Annotated in this window: 19 protein-coding genes and 1 riboswitch; of the genes, 7 read left to right on the forward strand and 12 right to left on the reverse strand. The window is 71.3% G+C overall.

All coding sequences use genetic code 11. From position 1 onward, the window contains the following. Positions 1-49: 49 nt before the first annotated feature. The gene (locus tag FB453_RS16500) at positions 50-1,624 is read left to right on the forward strand and encodes a Na+/H+ antiporter (protein ID WP_186718331.1); all 1,575 of its coding nucleotides are present in this window, start codon (positions 50-52) and stop codon (positions 1,622-1,624) included. Positions 1,625-1,652: 28 nt separating this feature from the next. On the opposite strand, the gene FB453_RS16505 is transcribed toward FB453_RS16500, so the two are convergent. The 4 genes from FB453_RS16505 to FB453_RS16520 form a co-directional block, all read right to left on the reverse strand. Continuing rightward, entirely contained in the window at positions 1,653-2,396 is a 744-nt protein-coding gene (locus FB453_RS16505) for an amino acid ABC transporter ATP-binding protein (protein WP_112585475.1), read from the reverse strand. Continuing rightward, positions 2,393-3,166 (reverse strand): amino acid ABC transporter permease, encoded by a 774-nt coding sequence (locus tag FB453_RS16510; RefSeq protein WP_145791274.1) that lies wholly within the window; start codon positions 3,164-3,166, stop codon positions 2,393-2,395. Before FB453_RS16510 ends, FB453_RS16505 begins: the two co-directional genes overlap by 4 nt. Before the next feature lie 39 nt (positions 3,167-3,205). Further along, positions 3,206-4,111, reverse strand: a complete 906-nt coding sequence (locus tag FB453_RS16515; protein ID WP_145791276.1) for an ABC transporter substrate-binding protein — start codon at positions 4,109-4,111, stop codon at positions 3,206-3,208. A 273-nt stretch (positions 4,112-4,384) separates the two neighbouring features. Then, positions 4,385-4,496, reverse strand: a riboswitch (SAM riboswitch). A gap of 86 nt (positions 4,497-4,582) precedes the next feature. Continuing rightward, entirely contained in the window at positions 4,583-6,538 is a 1,956-nt protein-coding gene (locus FB453_RS16520; RefSeq protein ID WP_145791278.1) for an amino acid transporter, read from the reverse strand. 154 nt (positions 6,539-6,692) lie between these two features. On the opposite strand from FB453_RS16520, the gene corA reads away from it, so the two are divergent. Then, a complete protein-coding gene (gene corA, locus FB453_RS16525; RefSeq protein ID WP_145791280.1) occupies positions 6,693-7,823 on the forward strand; it encodes a magnesium/cobalt transporter CorA in 1,131 nt (376 codons plus the stop codon). Between the two features lie 16 nt (positions 7,824-7,839). Here corA and FB453_RS16530 read toward each other — a convergent pair whose 3' ends face one another. Together FB453_RS16530 and FB453_RS16535 are read right to left on the reverse strand one after the other, a co-directional pair. Further along, positions 7,840-8,025: a hypothetical protein gene (locus FB453_RS16530; RefSeq protein ID WP_091401337.1), complete on the reverse strand. Its 186-nt coding sequence runs from the start codon at positions 8,023-8,025 to the stop codon at positions 7,840-7,842. 209 nt (positions 8,026-8,234) lie between these two features. Further along, positions 8,235-8,750 carry a 2'-5' RNA ligase family protein gene (locus FB453_RS16535; RefSeq protein WP_145791282.1) on the reverse strand — a complete coding sequence of 172 codons (516 nt, stop codon included), beginning with the start codon at positions 8,748-8,750 and terminating at the stop codon, positions 8,235-8,237. A 78-nt stretch (positions 8,751-8,828) separates the two neighbouring features. Between FB453_RS16535 and FB453_RS16540 the strand changes: the two genes are divergently transcribed. The 3 genes from FB453_RS16540 to FB453_RS16550 all read left to right on the forward strand — a co-directional run bounded on the left by FB453_RS16540 (position 8,829) and on the right by FB453_RS16550 (position 11,898). Beyond that, on the forward strand, positions 8,829-9,338 hold the full coding sequence (locus tag FB453_RS16540) for a mycothiol transferase (RefSeq protein WP_145791284.1): 510 nt from the start codon (positions 8,829-8,831) through the stop codon (positions 9,336-9,338). A gap of 80 nt (positions 9,339-9,418) precedes the next feature. After that, positions 9,419-9,844 (forward strand): SCP2 sterol-binding domain-containing protein, encoded by a 426-nt coding sequence (locus tag FB453_RS16545; protein ID WP_145791286.1) that lies wholly within the window; start codon positions 9,419-9,421, stop codon positions 9,842-9,844. After that, positions 9,841-11,898: a glycogen debranching N-terminal domain-containing protein gene (locus tag FB453_RS16550; protein WP_145791289.1), complete on the forward strand. Its 2,058-nt coding sequence runs from the start codon at positions 9,841-9,843 to the stop codon at positions 11,896-11,898. The genes FB453_RS16545 and FB453_RS16550 overlap by 4 nt, the downstream gene beginning before the upstream one ends. 43 nt (positions 11,899-11,941) lie before the next feature. On the opposite strand, the gene FB453_RS16555 is transcribed toward FB453_RS16550, so the two are convergent. After that, positions 11,942-12,445, reverse strand: coding sequence for a DinB family protein (locus tag FB453_RS16555; protein ID WP_145791291.1), 504 nt, complete (start codon positions 12,443-12,445; stop codon positions 11,942-11,944). A 132-nt stretch (positions 12,446-12,577) separates the two neighbouring features. Here FB453_RS16555 and FB453_RS16560 point away from each other — a divergent pair, with 132 nt between their 5' ends. Beyond that, the gene (locus FB453_RS16560) at positions 12,578-13,483 is read left to right on the forward strand and encodes a DUF72 domain-containing protein (RefSeq protein ID WP_145791293.1); all 906 of its coding nucleotides are present in this window, start codon (positions 12,578-12,580) and stop codon (positions 13,481-13,483) included. Between the two features lie 36 nt (positions 13,484-13,519). Here FB453_RS16560 and FB453_RS16565 read toward each other — a convergent pair whose 3' ends face one another. Both FB453_RS16565 and FB453_RS16570 read right to left on the reverse strand, forming a co-directional pair. Further along, entirely contained in the window at positions 13,520-13,891 is a 372-nt protein-coding gene (locus FB453_RS16565) for a hypothetical protein (RefSeq protein WP_091401355.1), read from the reverse strand. A gap of 199 nt (positions 13,892-14,090) precedes the next feature. Beyond that, the gene (locus FB453_RS16570) at positions 14,091-14,720 is read right to left on the reverse strand and encodes a hypothetical protein (RefSeq protein ID WP_112585495.1); all 630 of its coding nucleotides are present in this window, start codon (positions 14,718-14,720) and stop codon (positions 14,091-14,093) included. Positions 14,721-14,917: 197 nt separating this feature from the next. On the opposite strand from FB453_RS16570, the gene FB453_RS34245 reads away from it, so the two are divergent. After that, complete coding sequence (locus tag FB453_RS34245; RefSeq protein WP_158629581.1) at positions 14,918-15,088, forward strand: hypothetical protein; 171 nt, start codon at positions 14,918-14,920, stop codon at positions 15,086-15,088. Between the two features lie 30 nt (positions 15,089-15,118). Here FB453_RS34245 and FB453_RS16575 read toward each other — a convergent pair whose 3' ends face one another. The 3 genes from FB453_RS16575 to FB453_RS16585 form a co-directional block, all read right to left on the reverse strand. Beyond that, entirely contained in the window at positions 15,119-15,982 is an 864-nt protein-coding gene (locus FB453_RS16575) for an alpha/beta fold hydrolase (protein WP_145791295.1), read from the reverse strand. A gap of 142 nt (positions 15,983-16,124) precedes the next feature. Further along, positions 16,125-17,381 carry an SGNH/GDSL hydrolase family protein gene (locus tag FB453_RS16580; protein WP_145791297.1) on the reverse strand — a complete coding sequence of 419 codons (1,257 nt, stop codon included), beginning with the start codon at positions 17,379-17,381 and terminating at the stop codon, positions 16,125-16,127. Between the two features lie 195 nt (positions 17,382-17,576). Continuing rightward, positions 17,577-17,762: a hypothetical protein gene (locus FB453_RS16585; protein WP_145791299.1), complete on the reverse strand. Its 186-nt coding sequence runs from the start codon at positions 17,760-17,762 to the stop codon at positions 17,577-17,579. Positions 17,763-18,057 lie beyond the last annotated feature (295 nt).

Genomic DNA, 18,057 nt, shown 5'->3' on the forward strand with positions numbered 1-18,057 from the left:
GGAACCACCGGCGCGTCCACCGCCGGCCGTGGTCCGAGGGGGTGTACGCGTGGAGGCGCTCATCCTGATCGTGGTGCTCGGCGTCACCGTCCTGGTCGGCACCACCCTCGGCGGTCGGTACCGGGTCGCCCCGCCGGTCCTGCTCATCGCGTTGGGCGTGCTGCTCGGGCTCACGCCGCCGCTGTCCGAGGTCACCCTGGAACCTGAGCTGGTCCTGCTGATCTTCCTGCCGGCGATCCTGTACCGGGAGAGCCTCACCATCAGTCTGCGGGAGATCCGGGCCAACCTGCCGGTGATCGGGTTGCTCGCCGTGGTGCTGGTGGTGCTCACCATGGTCACTGTGTCGTTCGCCGCGCAGGCGTTCGGGGTGAACCCCGCTGCCGCCTGGGTGCTCGGCGCGGTCCTCGCGCCGACCGACGCCGCCGCGGTCACCGGCCTGGCCAAGCGGCTGCCGCGGAAGCTGCTCACCACCCTGCACGCGGAGAGCCTGATCAACGACGGCACCGCGCTGGTGGTCTTCGCGGTGGCAGTGGGTCTGCTCAGCCACAGCGCCAGGCCGGGCGTGCTGGGCATCGGTGAGGAGTTCGTCGGCGCCAGCGTCGGGGGCGTGGTCGCCGGTCTGCTGGTGGGCGCCGCCGTGGTGCTGATCCGCAAGCGGCTCGACGATCCGTTGCGCGAGGGCGCGCTCAGCGTGCTGACCCCGTTCGGCGCCTTCCTGCTCGCCGACGCGGTGCACGCCAGCGGTGTGCTGGCGGTAGTGGTCGCCGGCCTGGTGCTGGCCTACGCCGGCCCACGGGTGATCCGCGCCCGGTCCCGGGTGCTGGCGTACGCGTTCTGGGACCTCTCCACGTTCCTGATCAACGGCGGGTTGTTCGTCCTGCTCGGCACGCAGATTCCCCGCTCGGTGCGGAGCATCACCAGCACCTCGCCCGAGCGGGCGCTGCTGATCGTGCTGGTGGTCACACTGGTCGTGATCGGCACCCGCCTGCTCTTCGTCTATCTGACCGCGCAGTCGGCGCGGCTGCGGCGCCGGCGGATGATGGACCCGAGCCAGGGGCCGTCCGCCTGGCGGGTGGGGACCGTCGCGGGCTGGTCCGGTTTCCGGGGCGCGGTCTCGCTGGCCGCCGCCCTGGCCGTCCCGACGGTGATGGTCGACGGTCAACCGGTGGTCGAACGGGATCTGATCATCTTCGTCACCGCGCTGGTGATCGTGCTGATCATGCTGCTTCAGGGCACCACCCTGCCGTTGGTCGTGCGCTGGGCCGGGCTGAGCGGCGACCCGGAACGCGTCGACGAGGCCCGCAACGCGCGGCGGCGGGCCACCGAGGTGGGCCTGGCCGCTCTTCCCCAGGTCGCCGCGGAGATCGGTGCCCAGGATGAATCGGTGCGTCGGCTGGAAGCCGAGTACCGGCGGCATCTGGAGGACCTCGACGAGAGCGGTGGGAACACCGCCGAGGAGCGCCGCCTGGAACGCCGACTGCGCCTCGGCGTTCTCGCCCACAAGAGGCGGGAGGTCACCCGGCTGCGCGACAACCGGGAGATCGACGACCTGGTGCTCCAGGAACTTCAGTCCGCGCTGGACAACGAGGAGATCCGGCTGCTGGGGCGCGGGCCCAACGAGTGACCGTCGGCAACCCGTCGGGCCGCGCGGCTCAGAGCACCTGGTCGAGGAAACGGCGAAGCCGCGGATGCTCGGCCCGCTCGAAGATCGCCTCGGGTGGGCCGGCCTCCAGCACCACGCCCCGGTCCATGAAGGCGACGGTGTCGGCGACCTGCCGGGCGAAGCCCATCTCGTGGGTCACCACCACCATGGTCATGCCGGCGGCGGACAGGTCGGCCATCACCCCGAGGACGCCCTTGACCAACTCCGGGTCGAGCGCCGAGGTGGCCTCGTCGAAGAGCATCACCTCGGGCCGCAGCGCCAGCGCGCGGGCGATCGCCACCCGCTGCTGTTGACCACCGGAGAGCTGCGCCGGCCGGGAGTTCGCCTTGCCGGCCAGCCCCACCAGCTCCAACTGGGCCCGGGCGACGGTCTCCGCCTCGTCCGCACCGAGCTTGCGCAGCCGCCGCAGCGCCAGCGTGACGTTGCGCAGCACGCTCATGTGCGGAAAGAGGTTGAACTGCTGGAACACCATGCCCACCCGCTGCCGTAGCGCGTCCGGGTCGTCGCCCAGCACGCTGCGCCCGTCCAGCAGCACGTCGCCCCGGTCCGGTTCGATCAGCCGGTTGATGGTGCGCAGCAGTGTGGACTTGCCCGACCCGGACGGCCCGATGACGCAGGCCGTCGCGCCTCGCGGCACCGAGAGGTCGACGCCGCGCAGCACCCGGTTCGGTCCGAAGGCGAGGTGCACGTCGCGTACGTCGAGGCTGACCGAGGTCGTCGTGGCGGTGGTCATCGCCGATCCCCTTCCGTTGCGGCGTACGACGCGATGTCGTCGTCCTCTTCGGCCGACGCGGTGGCCGGCCGGCCGTTGCGCAGCCGCCGGTCGATCCAGTTCACGACGTGCGTCAGCGGGACCGTCAACGCCAGGTAGCAGAGCCCCGCCAGCAGCAGCGCCGACTCGTTGCCGGTGGTGGCCGCGTAGTCCTGCCCGATCCTGAACAGCTCCCGCTGGCTGGCCACCAGGCCGAGGAAGTAGACCAGGCTGGAGTCCTTGATCAGTGCGATGAGCTGGTTCACCCAGGCCGGCAGCACCCGCCGGATGCCCTGCGGAATGATCACCAGCCGCATCGCGTCGGCCCAGGAGAAGCCGAGCGCCCGGGCGCCCTCCAACTGGGCGGCCTCCACCGACTGAATGCCCGAGCGGAAGATCTCCCCGATGTACGCGGCGGCGATGAGCGACAGCGCCAGGATGCCCAACGGGTAGGGATCCGGCCCCCAGACCTGCATGCCCAGCGGGGCCAGCCCGACGCCGATCAGCAGGATCGTCGCCGCGGCCGGCAGCCCCCGGAACACGTCGGTGTAGACCCGCGCCGGCCAGCGCAGCCAGCGACTGCGGGAAATCCCGGCGACGGCCAGCAGCAGGCCCAGCACCGAGCCGAGCAGGGCGGCGGAGACCGCCAGGATCAGCGTGTTGGGCAACCCGACGGTCAGCATCTCGGGCAGCGCCTCGCGCATCGCGTCCCAGTCGAAGAACGTCTCCCACAGGGTGCTCAACGGATCCATCGGTCGCTCCTCCTACCGCCCTGCTCGCTCGTCACCGGCTCAGGACGCGGTCGACGCGGACGCCGACGGCACGGCCGTAGCGGACGCCGACGGCGCGGTCGACACGGACGGAGCCTTCACAGTGCCGCTGCCCGGCGTGAAGTCCGCCGGGATCGGCCGGCCCGGGTAGTACTGCGCCTGCAACCGGCTCCAGGTGCCATCGGCGATGACCTCGTCGAGGCTCTTGTTCAGCGCCTCGCGCAGCTTGTCGTTCCCCTTGGCCACGGCGTACGCGGTTGGTGCCGGGCTGAGCTGCTTGGCCGCCACGGTGATCTTGCCGTTGCTGTCGGTGGCCGACTTCTCGCCGATCTCCGCCGGGGCGATCCAGGCGTCGGCGGTGCCCGCCTTGAGCTGGTTGATCGCGCCGTTGTAGTCGGGCACCCGCACCGGGTTGAGCTGCTTGCCGGTGGCGTAGTCGTCCTGGACGGTGCCCTGCACCACCACGACCCGTTTGCCGGCGAGCTGGTCGAAGCCGGTGATCGGCGAGCCGACCGGGACGTCCAGGCCGAAGTAGCCGAAGTCGTAGCCGTTGCCGAAGTCGACGGTCTTCCTGCGGGCCTCGGTGATGGTGATCGAGGAGCTGCCCACGTCGAACTTGCGGTTGTTGACCTGGCTGAGCAGCGCGGAGAAGTCGGTGCCGACGAACTCGACAGTGAGACCGAGCTTGCCGGCCACGGCGGTCAGCAGGTCATTGTCGAAGCCGGTGAACTTGCCGTCCTTGAGGTACACGTTCGGCGGGGCGTCGGTCAGCGTTCCGGCGCGCAGCACGCCCGACTGGGCCAGGCCGTACGGGTTGGCGGTGGCGTCGGACGAGCTGTCGTCGCCGCAGGCGGTGAGGGCGGTGGCGGCCAGGATCGTGGCCGCGCCCAGGGCAGCGGCGCGGGTCAGGGCAGGAAGGAATCGCACGGGTGTCTCCGAAGGGTGGTGTCTCGGCGCGCACGGACGTGCGCCACCGACGGCGCGCCCGATGGGCGTACCGGTGGGAAAGGAGCTCGGGAAGGTGGTGCTAGAGCGCGATGCCGCGACGACAGGCGGCGCTGCACATTCGCATCATGTCCACGTGCCGTCGCCGGATCAGTGCGGGCGAGGGTCGACCGGTGCGGGAGTCCGCGACGTCGGTCGGTGGGGTGGTGCCGAGGATGCGCATGGTTCTCCCGGGTCTGTGCTGACCTGGGTGCCAGGCCACGCTTGCACCGACGTGCTGCCGGTGCCTGGTCTTCACCCGGGGCACCCCACCGCGGAGGAGGGTTGCCGGCCAGCGAGCCGGGGCTTCGCGCTGGCACTCATGACCTGCGCCGAGGCTAGCAGCAGGAGCGGGTGGATCGTCCAGTCGTTATGACCACACTCACTGTGCGCGACGGACTGTCGGCTCGCAGGTCAGCCGGCGTGCACGTGCGGCCGGCGGTGCGGGTTGGGCTCCTGGCGGCGCAGGATCTCCCGGGTCACCGAGGCGATGGCGCCCTGTCCGAACGCCAGGTAGCGCAGGAAGTTGCGGGTCGGACCGCCCTCGGACCACTCGAAGTAGATGTGGGGGCGCCGACGGCTGCGGTCGCGGATCTCCAGCAACAGGGCGGCGAGCGCGGTGGGCACCGACGAGCTGGCCAGGCTGAGCACCGGGAAGCGGCCGTCGACCACCCCGCCGCGGACCAGCAGCTCCGTCTCGAAGTCGGAGGGGTCGGTGACAGTGACCTCGACGAAGATGACGTCGCCGTCGTCGGGAAAGTCGTTGTCCGCCATGGTCTGCGCCAGCTTGGCGCGGTACTCCGCCTCGTCGCGCCGGTCGGGTTCGTGCGCGATGAGGCGGATCCGTCGTCCGGCGCGTTCGTCGATCATCCGGGCCGCGACGTGATCCAGTTCGACGTGGTCGACCCGCAGCTCGTAGGCCCGCATCAGCCGGGACAGCACCGACACCAGGATGATCCCGCCGATGAAACATGCCGCGATCTTGACGCCGCTCGGGCGCTCCACCACGTTGGCCACTGTGGTGTAGACGAAGATCACCGCGATGACTCCGAACGCGATGGTGCGACCGCGCTGACGCTGCCGGAGCGCCGCGAGCGTCACCGCCGTCGCGGCCGAGGTGATCAACACCAGGACCCCGGTGGCGTACGCGCTGCCCTGCGCGTCCACGCTGGCCTCGAAGACGATCGTGATCAGGAACGCCACGGCGGTGAAGACCAGCACCAGCGGCCGGACGGCTCGCGCCCAGGTCGGCGCCATGCCGTAGCGGGGCAGGTAGCGCGGCACGAGGTTGAGCAGACCAGCCATCGCCGATGCCCCGGCGAACCAGAGGATTCCGATGGTGGACAGGTCGTAGACGGTGCCGAACACCTCGCCGAGGTGGGCGTGCGCCAGGTAGGCCAGCGCGCGCCCGTTCGCCGGCCCGCCCGGTTGGAAGGCCTCCGGCGGAATGAGCACGGTGGTCGTCACGCTGCTGGTGATCAGGAAGACGCTCATGATCACCGCTGCGGTGGTGAGCAGCCGGCGGGCGCCACGGATCCGGCCCAGCGGTCGTGCCTCCGAGTCCTGCGGGTCACCCCGTACGCTCGGCATGACCGCCACCCCCGTCTCGAAGCCGGACAGCCCCAACGCCAGCTTCGGAAAGACCAGCAGCGACAGCCCGACCACCAGCCACGGATCGCCGTGCCCGGTGGTCAGCGTGGTCGTCCAGTCGCCGACCGCGCTCGGATGCGTCGCCACCCGCCACAGCGCGTCGGCCACCACCACCGCGTTCAGCGTCAGATAGACCGCGACCAGGACGACGGCGATCCCGATGGCCTCGGTGAATCCCTTGAGGAACACCGCGCCCAGCAGCGACACCAGCAACAGCGTGACCAGCACCTCGTGACCCTTGAGCCCGCTCGGCCAGAACGGGTTCTCGTCGATGTGCGCCGTCGCGTCGGCGGCCGAGAGGGTGATGGTGATGATGAAGTCGGTGGCCACGAAACCGAGCAGCACCAGCACCAGCAACTTGCCCGGCCAGTAGCTCAGCAGGCGTACCAGCATCGCGATGGAACCCTCACCGTGCGGGCTCTCCACCGCCACCCGCCGGTAGACCGGCAGCGCCCCCAGCAGGGTCACCAGCACCAGCACCAGGGTCGCCACCGGTGACAGCGCCCCGGCGGCCAGCGCCGCGATGCCGGGCTGGTAACCCAACGTGGAGAAGTAGTCGACCCCGGTCAGGCACATCACCTTCCACCACTGGTGGTGCCGGTGCTCCGGCGGCCGCCCGTGCGGCCCCGGGTGCTGCACGGCCTGGTCCGAGCCGGCGTCGAGCAGCCACCCCCGCAACCGGCCGGCGCGTCTGTCGACAGTCACCGGCGCCCCCGTCATCCCGCCCACGGTCACCGTGAGTATCCGCCCGACGGGCCGGCCCCGTCCGCCGGTGCGTGGAACCCAGCCGACGCCACGGCGGGTTTCAGTGCCCAGGACAGGGGGGAAGCAGCGCCCCGGGCTGGATGGGCGGCACCGGGGGAGGGGACAGGGCATGGTCGGCGGCCGTCGCTTCCGCCCGGGTGGTGGCTTCGGCCGCCAACTCGACGAGTACGAGACGAGGGTCGGTGTGGCGCCGTCCACGGAGACGCCCGCCGCCTCCCACGGCGGCCTGGTGGACAGCGCGGTCTACATCCGGGGGCACCGGTTCGCCTCGCCGTCCGGCCTCGCCGAGACGTACCGCTGCCTCCAGGAGCAGGACAGCGCGATGGCCTGGATCGGGTTGTACCGGCCCGACATCGAGCAGATCACCTCGCTGGCCCGGGAGTTTCGGCTGCACGACCTGGCGGTTGAGGACGCGATCAACGCCCACCAGCGTCCCAAGCTGGAGCGGTACGGGCACACCCTGTTCGTGGTGCTGCGCGCCGCCCGCTACAACGACCTCCGGGAGGAGGTCGAGTTCTCCGAACTGCACCTGTTCATCGGGCCGGGCTTCGTGGTCACCGTCCGACACGGCGAGGCGCCCGACCTGGCCGCGGTGCGGCGGCGGCTGGAGACCGAGGCGCAGATGCTCGCCCGGGGGCCGGAGGCGGTCCTGTACGCGATCCTCGACCAGGTCGTCGACGGGTACGCGCCGGTGGTGGCCGGACTGGAGAACGACATCGACGAGATCGAGACCCAGGTGTTCGGTGGCGACCCGAACGCCAGCCGCCGCATCTACGGGCTCAGCCGCGAGGTCATCCAGTTCCAGCGGGCCGCCCGCCCGCTGCTCAGCGTGCTCGACGCGCTGGCCGACGGCGCCGGCAGCGCCAGCGCCGACGAGGAGCTGCGCCGCTACCTGCGCGACGTGACCGACCACCTGACCCAGGTGGTGGAGCGGGTGGACGGTTTCCGGCACCTGTTGCAGAACATCCTCACCGTCAACGCCACCCTCGTCTCGCAGCAGCAGAACGAGGAGATGCGCAGCCTCACCGCGGCCAGCTACAGCCAGAACGAGGAGCTGAAGAAGGTCTCCTCCTGGGCGGCGATCCTCTTCGCTCCCACGCTCATCGGCACCGTGTACGGCATGAACTTCGTCCACATGCCGGAGCTGAACTGGCGCTTCGGCTACCTCTTCGCGCTGCTGTTGATGCTGCTGGTCTGCGGCACCCTCTATGTGATCTTCAAGCGGCGCGGCTGGCTCTGAGCCGCGGGGCCGAGATTCACTCGATGCCGCGCAGGATGTGCCGTTCGTCCTCGACGTCGTCGTCGCCGGCACCGATCCGGCCGAGCAGTACGGCGGCCGCCCAGATCGTCAGTGGCGTGGCCGCCCCGGTCATTCCGCCGCCGGTCCGGTCGTCCCGGGTCTGGCTCCGCTCCGTGCGCGGTGGCCTGCGCTGAGCCTGCATGGGCCCTGCCTCTCCTCGTCGAAGCCGCCGTGGGCGGCGCGGGGTGACCCCGCGCCACACCGGATGGGCGGACCGCCTGTGAGCAGCCCACCACCGGTACGACAGCCACTCGAACCTTCCCACGCCCGGCCGCATCCGCACCGCTTGTTTTCGGGTTTCCGACTGTCGCCCGCCAAACCGGACATTACGCCTCGACGGTCGAGGCACGGTCAAGGCAGCGGGTGGGCGATGCCGCGCGCGTGGTCGGTGAGCGCCGCGCCGACCACTGTCGCGGCCAGCGGCAACACCTCCAGGCAGCGGCGCACCGCGGCGGCCATCAGCGTGTTCGGCACCCGCATGGAGAGCGTGCAGTGCGGCACCCACCGCCCCGGCTGGTAGTGCTCGGCGAGGGCGACGCCGGCGGCGGCGAGCCGGTCGTGCACCAGCCGGTGGTGCGCCAGCAACTCCGGTGTGGGCGCCGGGCCGAGCCAGAGCACCCGACCGACGAACTGGCCGGCGTGCTGGAAGTCGAGCCGCAGCGGGGCGGCCACCACCGTCCCCTGTAGCGCCTCGGCGACCTGCTCCGGGTCAAAATGGGGCGCCACCATGAGCGAGACGTGCGGACGGTGGCGCTGCTCCAGCAGCGAGCGCATGCTCTGCACCCCCTCGGCCTCCAGCGCATCCCAGAGCACCCGGATCCGGCGGGTGGCGTCCGGGTCCAGGTACAACTCCACCGCGGCGACCATTCGATCACCGTAGCCGTCGAGGTTTGCGCGCCCTGGTCCGGCGGTACCTGTTCGGAAACCGACCAGGAAGGCGTACCCGTGGACGTGAGTGACCTGCTGACCGAGGCGTATGACCGGCTGCCCGACCTCGTCCGCGCGGCCGTCGACGGCCTCAGCCCCGAGCAACTGCGCCACCAGCCCGGGCCGGGCGCCAACTCGGTCGGTTGGCTGGTCTGGCACCTCACCCGGGTGCAGGACCACCACGTCGCCGACCTGCTCGACGCCGAGCAGATCTGGGTGAGCGGCGACTGGGCGGGTCGGTTCGGGCTCGCCGCGGACCCCGACAACACCGGCTACGGGCACTCGCCCGCTCAGGTCGCCGCGGTGCGGCCGGAGAGCGCGCAGGCGCTGATCGACTACTACCAGGCGGTCGCGGCGCGTACCGGAAGCTTCCTGGCCGGCCTGGCCCCGACGGACCTGGACCGCGTGGTCGACGAGGGGTGGGACCCGCCGGTCACCCTCGGCGTCCGGTTGGTCAGCATCGTCGACGACGACCTGCAACACGTGGGCCAGGCCGCCTACGTGCGCGGCCTGATCGAGGCCGGCTGACGCGCCCCTCACCCTTTTCAGGTGAGCCGGGCTCACCCCGACGCGGGTGATCCTGCGGGAAACCGTGGGGAGGGGGCCCGATGGGCGCTACGGCGGAGCAGTACCTGCGACAGTTGGACACCGGTCGGCGGCCCGACCTGCCGGAGACCACCGCGGGGACGCTGCGGCTGGATCTCCGTGACGACGGCAGCACCGATCACTGGTACCTGACCATCGCCGACCAACGGGTCCGGGTGACCCGATCGGCCGACGACGCCGAGCTGGTGGTGCGGGCCGACCGGGCGGTCTTCGACCGGATGGCCCGCGGCGAGCTGCACCCGGGCGCGGGCCTGCTGCGCAACGAGCTGACCGTGCACGGCAACATGCAACTGCTGATGCTGCTGCGGCGGATCTTCGCCGGGCCGGACGGCGCCCGCCATCCGCACGAGCTGGGCCGGGCCGCGTTGGTTGGCCGGACCGCGAGGACCGCTCGGAATGAGACGACCGCTCGGAATGAGCGGCCGTGAAGCAGGAACTGGTGCACGTCATCGCCGGCAACCTGTTCGCGATCAGCGACGCCCAGGGCGACATCGAGGTCGACCCGCAGACCCCGGTCGGACTCTTCGCGTACGACACCCGGTTCTTGTCCCACTGGGTGCTCAGGATCGACGGCGAGCGGATCAACGCTCTCGCCCGCGACGACCTCACGTACTTCGAGACCCGGTTCTTCCTGGTCCCCGGTGCGGCGAGCCACTACGTCGACGCCGACATGTCGATCATCAGGCACCGCTCGGTGCACGACTGCTTCCACGAGAACATCACTGTGCTCAACCACTCGTCGCAGCCCGCCGAGTACACCGTCCGGATGGAGATGGCCAGCGACTTCACCGACATCGTCGAGGTCGGGCAGCTCCGGCAGCGGGCCGTCGAGGTCAGCGCCGACTCGGCGGACCAGCAACTCGTGCTGCGCTACCAGCGGGACCGGTTCGTCCGCCAGACCACAGTGCGCAGCACCGTCCCCGCCGAGGTGGACGAGAAGGGAATGACGTTCCGGATCCGGATCGCACCCGAGGGGAAATGGGAGACCGACCTGCACGTCAGCGTGACCATGGGCGGCGAGGAAGGCCGGGATCTCCGCGCCGACCTCCAGTCGCACCAGCAGATTGTGCGGACAGGGATGCGCGAGGACCTGGTGCAGTGGCTGGACCGGGCACCGCAGCTGGTGGCCGAACGCAGCGGCCTGGAGGAGCTCTACCAGGGCAGCCTCGCGGACCTGGCGGCGCTGCGCTACAGGCCGCTGTCGCACCGCGAGCGGGTGCCGATCGGTGGTCTGCCGTGGGCGATGGGGTTGTGTGGACGGGACGCCCTGATCACCTGCCTCCAGACGATGGCCTTCACCCCCGAACTTGCTCCGGCGACGCTACGGATGCTGGCGCTCATGCAGGGCGGCCAGCTCGACGACGCGCTGGACGAGGAGCCCGGCAAGATCCTGGCCCAGCTCCGGTACGGCGAGACCGGAACATTCAGCGACCGGGTGAGCGCGCTGTACTACGGCGCGGCGGACACCACCCCGCTCTTCGTCGTGCTGCTCGACGAGTACGAGCGCTGGTCCGGTGACGCCGACCTGGTCCGCGAGCTGCGCCATCCGGCCCGGATGGCGCTGGACTGGATCGACGAGTACGGCGACCTGACCGGCGACGGCTACCTGCGCTACCAGCGTCGCAACGAACGTGACGGCACGATCAACCAGTGCTGGAAGGACTCCCCGGACGCCATCGTCGATGCCCACGGTCGGCAACCCGCCTTCCCCCGCGCCACCTGCGAGTTGCAGGGCTACGCGTACGACGCGAAGCGGCGCGGCGCCCGGCTGGCCCGGGAGTTCTGGGGCGACCCCGCGTACGCCGATCGGTTGGAACGGGAGGCGGCAGCGCTGAAGGAGCGCTTCAACCGGGACTTCTGGCTGCCGCACCGGGAGTACTACGCGTTGGCGCTCGACCCGTACGGCGAACCGGTCGATGCGCTGGCCTCGAACATCGGGCATCTGCTCTGGAGCGGGATCGTCGCGGACGACCGTGCGGAGGCGGTCGCCGAGCACCTGGTCGGGCCGCGACTGTTCAGCGGTTGGGGGGTACGCACGTTCGCCGCGGGGCAGCGCACGTACAACCCGGTGGGCACGCACCTGGGCGCGGTATGGCCGTCGGACAACGCGCTGATCGCCGCCGGGTTGCGCCGCTACCGCCTCGACGTGCAGGCGGCCCGGATCGCGGCCGGCATCTTCGACATGGCGCAGACGCTCGGTGGCGAGGCGCCGGGAGTGATCGCCGGATACGAGCGCGACCTGACGACCTACCCCGTGCAGTTGACGACGAGCTGCCGCCCGCAGGCGTGGGCGTCGGGGGCGTTGCTGATGCTGCTCGGCACCATGCTGGGGCTGCGACCCACCGGCGACAACCTGTTGGTGAACCCGGCGGTGCCGGAGGGGTTCGGTCGGCTGGAGCTGCTGGACATCCCGGGTCGTTGGGGTCACTCCGACGCCTACGCGAGGGACCGGACCACCGAACGCCGACGCCGCCTGCGCTGAGGGGGTGCGGCGGCGCTCGGCCCGGCGACGGTCGGCGTCGGAGTCAGCCCATGGTCTTGGCGCCGTCGATCGACTCCCGGAGGATGTCGGCGTGCCCGGCGTGCTGGGCCGTCTCGGCGATCAGGTGCAGCAGCACCCGGCGGACCGTCCAACTCGCCCCCGGCTCGAACCACGGCGCCTGCGGCAGCGGGTGCGCCGCGTCCAGGTCGAGGGTGGCGGTCAACTCGTCGGTCTGGGCGGCCACCTCCTGGAAGCGCTCGACCAGCCCGGCGAGGGTCTCGCCCGGTGCCATCTGGAACTGGCCGACCCAGTCGACCTCCTCACGGTCCATCGCCTCGGCGCCGCCCACAGCGAAGAGCATCCACCGGCGCTCGACGCCGGCCACGTGCTTGATGAGGCCGCCGAGGCAGAGGCCGCTGACCGTGGGGCGGCTGGCCGCCTGCTCGTCGGTGAGCCCGTCGACCGTCTGCAGGAGAAAACCGCGGTGCCCGCGAAGCGCCTGGAGGAGATCGGTGTGCTCACCGGTGAGCTGCTCAGTGCTGGTCATGCCGCCACCCTTCGTTGATGTCCATCCGGTGCCACCGTAGGGCGAGGCACCGACACTTTCCGGGCACGACACCAGGTCGACCGAAGACCCCAGCGGTTGCCGATCCGCGCCGGTGGCGGTCCACTGAATGACATGGGTGTGATTAAGGTGGGCACGTCGTCCTGGGCGGACCAGTCCCTGCTGCGCTCCGGGTGGTACCCGCGCTCGGCCAGCACGCCGGCCCGTCGACTGGGCTTCTACGCCAGCCAGTTCCCGATGGTCGAGGTGGACACGTCCTACTACGCCATCCCGGTGCCCGAGACGACCCAGGGCTGGGTGGACGCCACACCTGACGACTTCACCTTCGACGTCAAGGCGTTCAGCCTCTTCACCGGTCACCCGACACCGGTCGCCGTGCTGCCCCGGGACCTGCGACCGGCCAGCGGCCCGAGCCGGATCCGCCGCCGAGACCTGCCGGAGCCGGCGTACGACGAGCTGTGGGCAAGGTTCCGCGCGGCCCTCGACCCGATCGCTGCGGCCGGCAAGCTCGGTGTGGTGATGTTGCAGTTCCCGCCGTGGCTGGTGCGCAGCCCCGCAGCTGAACGCCGGATCATCGAGCTGGCGCAGCGCTGCCGGCCGTGGCGGGTCGCTGTGGAGCTGCGGCACGGCTCCTGGTTGGACGACGACGTGGCGGCGGAAACTCTGGACCTGCTACGCGCCCACGACCTGTCGCTGGTCTGCGTCGACATGCCACAGGGGCACCCGTCGTCGGTGCCACCGATCCTGACCATGACGGCGGAACCGGCGATCGTCCGGTTCCACGGTCACAGCGACGCCTGGGGCGAGGGCGACAAGCAGGAGAAGTTCCGGTACGCGTACGCCGAGGACGAGCTGCGGCACTGGGCCGGACGGCTGGCCGGGTTCGCCGATCTCCCCGACGAACTGCACGTGTTGTTCAACAACTGCTGCGCAGGTCAGGCCCAGCGCGACGCCACCCGGCTGGCGCAACTGCTCGCCGAGACCATGGTCGTCGAGCAGGCCGTCCCGGCGACCGGCTGATCGCGGCACGGACTGCCCGGCCGGACGCCGGTCCGCTCAGGACCGCCGTCCCCGGCTGCGCAGGGCGTCCTGGGTCGACTCGCCGATGTCCGCGTCGTCGGGGAAGCTCCGGCCGCTGGGGGCGGGATCGGGTGGGGCACCCGGTCCGGCCATCGTCGTACGGGTCGGCTCGACCGAGCCAAAGCCGTGCCGTCCCGCCGGGTCCGACCGGCCCGCCGGAGCACCCGCGCGTCGCTCGCCGCGCCGTCCCTCGGGCACCGCGGTCTCCTCGCTGCCCTCGTCCATCGGTGAGTCGTCGGCCGTGCCCCAGGGCGCGTCGGCGTCGAAGCCGTCGCCGGTACCCCACGGCTTGGTCGCTTCCGGCTCCAGCCGGTCGTTGTCCCCGCTGCGTCCCTTGTGCGCCGTCATGGCCACCCCGCTCGTCGGTCCGCCGCCAGCGGCGGACGATGTGCCGTCCTCGGGCCCGGACCGCCCGCCCGAGCGCGGCGTACGACATGTCGCCGGCACGCCGCCGCGCACGTGGCATCCGTCGTCGCTCCGGTGCGCGCGTAGGGCCGGCCAGCGCCCCGCCGTCGAGGTGGCGGCGGGACGCCGGCCGGCCCGACGTTCAGCGTCCGGCCATCGCCATCGGCCGCTTGCCGTTGCTCATTCCCGCCATCTTGATCATGGTCTTCGAGGCGCCCTTTATCCCACCGGTGCGACCGAGCATCCCGCGGAACACCTGTCCGGGCTTCTGCTGCTCACCCATGTACGCGGTGACCACGACCAGCGTCCCGGTCAGAGCCGGAATGGCCCACTGGAGCAGCTTCATCTGCCGCTGCGACGAGGCCACACTGGCCGGGGTCTGGTGGTTCGGCTCGGTGGCGCCGCTCACCGACGGCCCGCCGGCCTTCTCCAGCCGCATTCCGACCAACCGGCTGTAGCCGGTGACCGCCAGCGCGCCGATGGTCAACGCCGTCTTGATGGCGCTGGCCCGGCCTACGCCGGACTGGGCCGCCACCCGTGGGCTCTCGGTCACCAGCTCGCCGACGGCGCCGGCCAGGTGGGCGCCGATCGCGGCCGCGTTGACCGGGGTCCACTTGGACCATCCGGCCGAGGCGACCGGGAGTCGCTGGGTCGAGTCGCTGATTTTCGCCGCTGCGCCGTTGACACCGAAGGCACCCATGAGGGAGCCGCCAAACCAGGCCGCCAGGCCCAGATCGTGCATCGAGCGCAGTGCGGTGTGCCGTTCGGACATGTGATCCCCTTCCGCCGTGTCGGGCGGTGCGGCTTACCCGCCGGTCGGGCGGCTAACCCCGCCCCGGGCGGACCGATCCGCGTCGTGGAGGGCCGCTACCGGACATCCGTGGCGTCGGCGGGTCGACCTGCCCCGGGCAGGAGTCACTCGCCCGGTGGTGGGTAGATCCCGAGCGACGCCGACGAGAGGGGAACGCGATGTCACAGCCGGACGAGAGCAGGGAGAAGACCCCCAAAACAGACGCGGTGCTCATGCACCCCGACAACGACCCACACCGGAACACCGCAGAGGTCGCACCTCGCAAGGAGCACGCCGAGATTCAGGTGGAGCGGGACGGTGAACTGGTGCCGCTGGACCAGGACGAGTGAGCCGACCGGCCGCCAACCGGCCGGTACGGCTCAGCGGGGCGGCAGATCGCCGACGAAACCGGCGATCCGCCGCGCCAGCGGGCCGCTGGCGCGGACCCAGGTGAAGTGGTCCAACGTCGTACCGGCCTGCGCCACTGTGTACCGCTCCCGGGTCACCGGCGCGTCGGCGAGCTTCGCGCAGAGGTGGTCCATGGTCTCGTGCGGGGTGAACTGGTCGTCGTCCACACTGACGGCCAGCACCGGAGTCCGTACCGCGCGGACGGCGGCCTCGGTGTCCGTACCGTCGAGCCGGGGGAATCGGCCGGTCCGCGCGGTGTGGGCCCAGTCGCGGATCACGCCGCGTGCCTGCCGACCGCCGAAGCCCCAGCCCGGCCAGACCCCGAGCAGCGCGGCAGTGGCGGCGATCCCCTGGGTGTAGGGCAGTACGCCGAGGCCGCGCCGGCCCGGGTAGGTCCGCCAGTACGGGATGCCGACCGCCACCAGCGCCAACCCGTCCACCTCGCCGCTGCCGTGCAGGGCGAGGTGCAGCAGCGCGGCCTGCCCGCCGAGCGAGTGCCCGAGGAGCAGTCGGGTGCGTCCGTCCAGACGTGGCTTGAGGGCGGCCAGGACGGCGCCGACGTCGTCGGCCAGTTCGGCGTAACCGTGCCGGTCCGCCCGACTCGGCGCGGGCGTGCTCGCCCCGGTGCCGCGCAGGTCGGCCACGACCACTGCCAGCCCGGCGGCGCGCAGCGCGGCGGCGAAGGGCCGGTAGTACCGGGCCCGGACCCCCATCGCGGGCCAGATCACGACCACCGGCGCGCCCGGCACGCCGTCCGGTTCCGGATAGACCTGCACACCCAACCGGCCACCGTCGACGTCGACGTACTCCTGCGCGTACTCCGGGTCCCCGTTCATCGGCCCAGCCTACGGCCTGACGTTACCGGCGGGTAGCAGTAGGCATTTAAGTCCACGACAGCGGTGGGCAGACGTGCCGCGCGCTGAACGGACGCGACGGAGGGCCCCGCCGAACGGCGGAGCCCTCCGAAGGACGCTGCGGTCAGGAGACCGAGATCGCCCCGTTGCTGGCCCGCACGCAGGCCACCGAACGGGCGCTGGTGGAGGCCGCGCCGCTCAGGCACTGGCCGAGCACCTGGTGCCCGGTGGCGTTCGGGTGCCACGACTCCTGGCAGGTCTGGAAGTAGGTGACGCAGGTGTTGGCGATGCGCTGAATGGCGATCTTGTCCTTGCCGGCGAGGCTGGTGACGAAGGTGCCGGTTGCGCCGTCCTGAAGCCGGATCGGAGTGGCCAGCGCGCCGCTCGGGCTGCTGGTCTGCTCGCAGAGCCGGGCACCGTTGAAGGCCTGCTGCACGTTCAGGTACACCAGCTCGTCGGCGGGGAACTCGGCGGCCAGAGTGTCCCGGGTGGACTTCACGATGCTGCCCAGGCCCTGGGAGAAGCGGTGCCCCGGCGCCAGGCTGGCCCGGTGGATCGGGCAACCGCCCGCGTACCGCTCGGCACCCAGGTCACGGAACTTGTCCCGGGTGTCGTCCCGGCTGTCCTCCTCGTGGAACTGCGGGTTCAGGTCCAGCGGCAGCGGGTTCGTGTAGTCCTGGAACACCACCCGGTGCTGCCCGTCCGCGTCCACCTGGTCGAGGGTGGTCAGGATCTGGCGTACGGCCGCGGTGGTCTCGGCGGTCGCGGCGCTAAGCTGCGCGGCGGTGGCCAGGTCGGCGTCGCTGCACGGCTTCTGCTCCACCGGCCCGTTCAGGTACGCCCAGAACTCCCACCAGCCGGTCCAGGCGTCGGCGATGAACCGGTTGGCGCACTTCTCCGCGACACTGCCGAAGGTGAACGAGCTGTTGTTGGAGCCGAGGCCGACCAGCACCAGGTCGATGTCCTGGGTCTGCGCGACGGCGCGCAGCTGACTCAGCTGCGAGGCGACTGTACGACCGTTGGTCCGCGCCTGGGAGGCGTTGGCGATGTCGTGTGGCTGACCGCCGGAGCAGGCCAGGTTGAACCGGTTCTGGATGCCCGGCAGGTTGGCCTGGTTGAGCGAGGCGTTCGCCGAGCGGTGGCAGAAGAACGCGTTGTTGTTCGCCGCGGTCCAACCGGGGAAGCCCTGGCTGACTCCGTTGACGTCGACGACCGGGGTGTACGCCCCGGCGCCCTCGCCACTGATGAAGCTGTCCCCGAGTGCCACCGCGGCGGTGGGCAACGCGGCGGACGCGGGTGCGGGCAGCGCGACGGCGGTCGACAACGCGGCCATGGCGATCGTTAGTCCCGCGGCGAGCGCGGTATGCCGGAACCTGGGCATGGGGCCCCCAACCATCGAAAGATGAAAGATTCTCTGAGGGCGCGATCAGATCACCCCGGCGCGACGGGCGTCAATGGCCCGTAACAGATTCGTTCGACGAAAGACATGCGCCCGTAGGCATGGCGGGCTACCGCGTCGAGATTGGACCCGCGCTCCGGGTTGTCGACCGCGCCGACCCGCGCCCTCGGCGCGTTGTCAGCGACCGGTCGGGCGGCCGCGGCGGTTCAACACGGCCGCGCCCACGGCGTTCAGCCCGACGCCCCAGATCAGGAGTACGCACAGCCACTGCACCCACCGCAGGGCGCTCATCTCACCGGACAGCAGGTTGCGCACGATGCCGAACGGGGTGAGCCACGGCTGCGCCGGACGGAGCGCGTCCACGGCGCCCAGCAGCGCGCGTCCACCTCGACCGCCTCCCGATCTCCTCGACCCGGTCCGGCGTGCACCCCGCGCTCAACCGGCCGCGATCATGGCTGAGCGTACCGGTGGCGGTGTCTCTGCGTGGTCCCATGATCACGCGGCGGCTGTTCGTTGGCTCACGTCCGGAGGGGCGCGCGCGGCGGGTCGCGTAGGTCCTCCGGTGGTTGTCCTAGCCTCGGGCTAGGCTCGCTGCGGCGCGCCACGCCGGCTGATGTCGCCGGTGACCGGCAGCACACCGCCGAGACCGGGGAGTACG

The sequence above is a fragment of the Micromonospora sp. CNZ322 genome (assembly GCF_007827755.1).

Coding starts and splice junctions, on each gene's coding strand:
- FB453_RS16505 (WP_112585475.1), bottom strand. CDS start 2,396: ATGACCACCGCCACGACGACCTCGGTCAGCCTCGACGTACGCGACGTG.
- FB453_RS16510 (WP_145791274.1), bottom strand. CDS start 3,166: ATGGATCCGTTGAGCACCCTGTGGGAGACGTTCTTCGACTGGGACGCG.
- FB453_RS16520 (WP_145791278.1), bottom strand. CDS start 6,538: ATGACGGGGGCGCCGGTGACTGTCGACAGACGCGCCGGCCGGTTGCGG.
- corA (WP_145791280.1), top strand. CDS start 6,693: ATGGTCGGCGGCCGTCGCTTCCGCCCGGGTGGTGGCTTCGGCCGCCAA.
- FB453_RS16530 (WP_091401337.1), bottom strand. CDS start 8,025: ATGCAGGCTCAGCGCAGGCCACCGCGCACGGAGCGGAGCCAGACCCGG.
- FB453_RS16535 (WP_145791282.1), bottom strand. CDS start 8,750: ATGGTCGCCGCGGTGGAGTTGTACCTGGACCCGGACGCCACCCGCCGG.
- FB453_RS16545 (WP_145791286.1), top strand. CDS start 9,419: ATGGGCGCTACGGCGGAGCAGTACCTGCGACAGTTGGACACCGGTCGG.
- FB453_RS16555 (WP_145791291.1), bottom strand. CDS start 12,445: ATGACCAGCACTGAGCAGCTCACCGGTGAGCACACCGATCTCCTCCAG.
- FB453_RS16560 (WP_145791293.1), top strand. CDS start 12,578: ATGGGTGTGATTAAGGTGGGCACGTCGTCCTGGGCGGACCAGTCCCTG.
- FB453_RS16565 (WP_091401355.1), bottom strand. CDS start 13,891: ATGACGGCGCACAAGGGACGCAGCGGGGACAACGACCGGCTGGAGCCG.
- FB453_RS16570 (WP_112585495.1), bottom strand. CDS start 14,720: ATGTCCGAACGGCACACCGCACTGCGCTCGATGCACGATCTGGGCCTG.
- FB453_RS34245 (WP_158629581.1), top strand. CDS start 14,918: ATGTCACAGCCGGACGAGAGCAGGGAGAAGACCCCCAAAACAGACGCG.
- FB453_RS16575 (WP_145791295.1), bottom strand. CDS start 15,982: ATGAACGGGGACCCGGAGTACGCGCAGGAGTACGTCGACGTCGACGGT.
- FB453_RS16580 (WP_145791297.1), bottom strand. CDS start 17,381: ATGCCCAGGTTCCGGCATACCGCGCTCGCCGCGGGACTAACGATCGCC.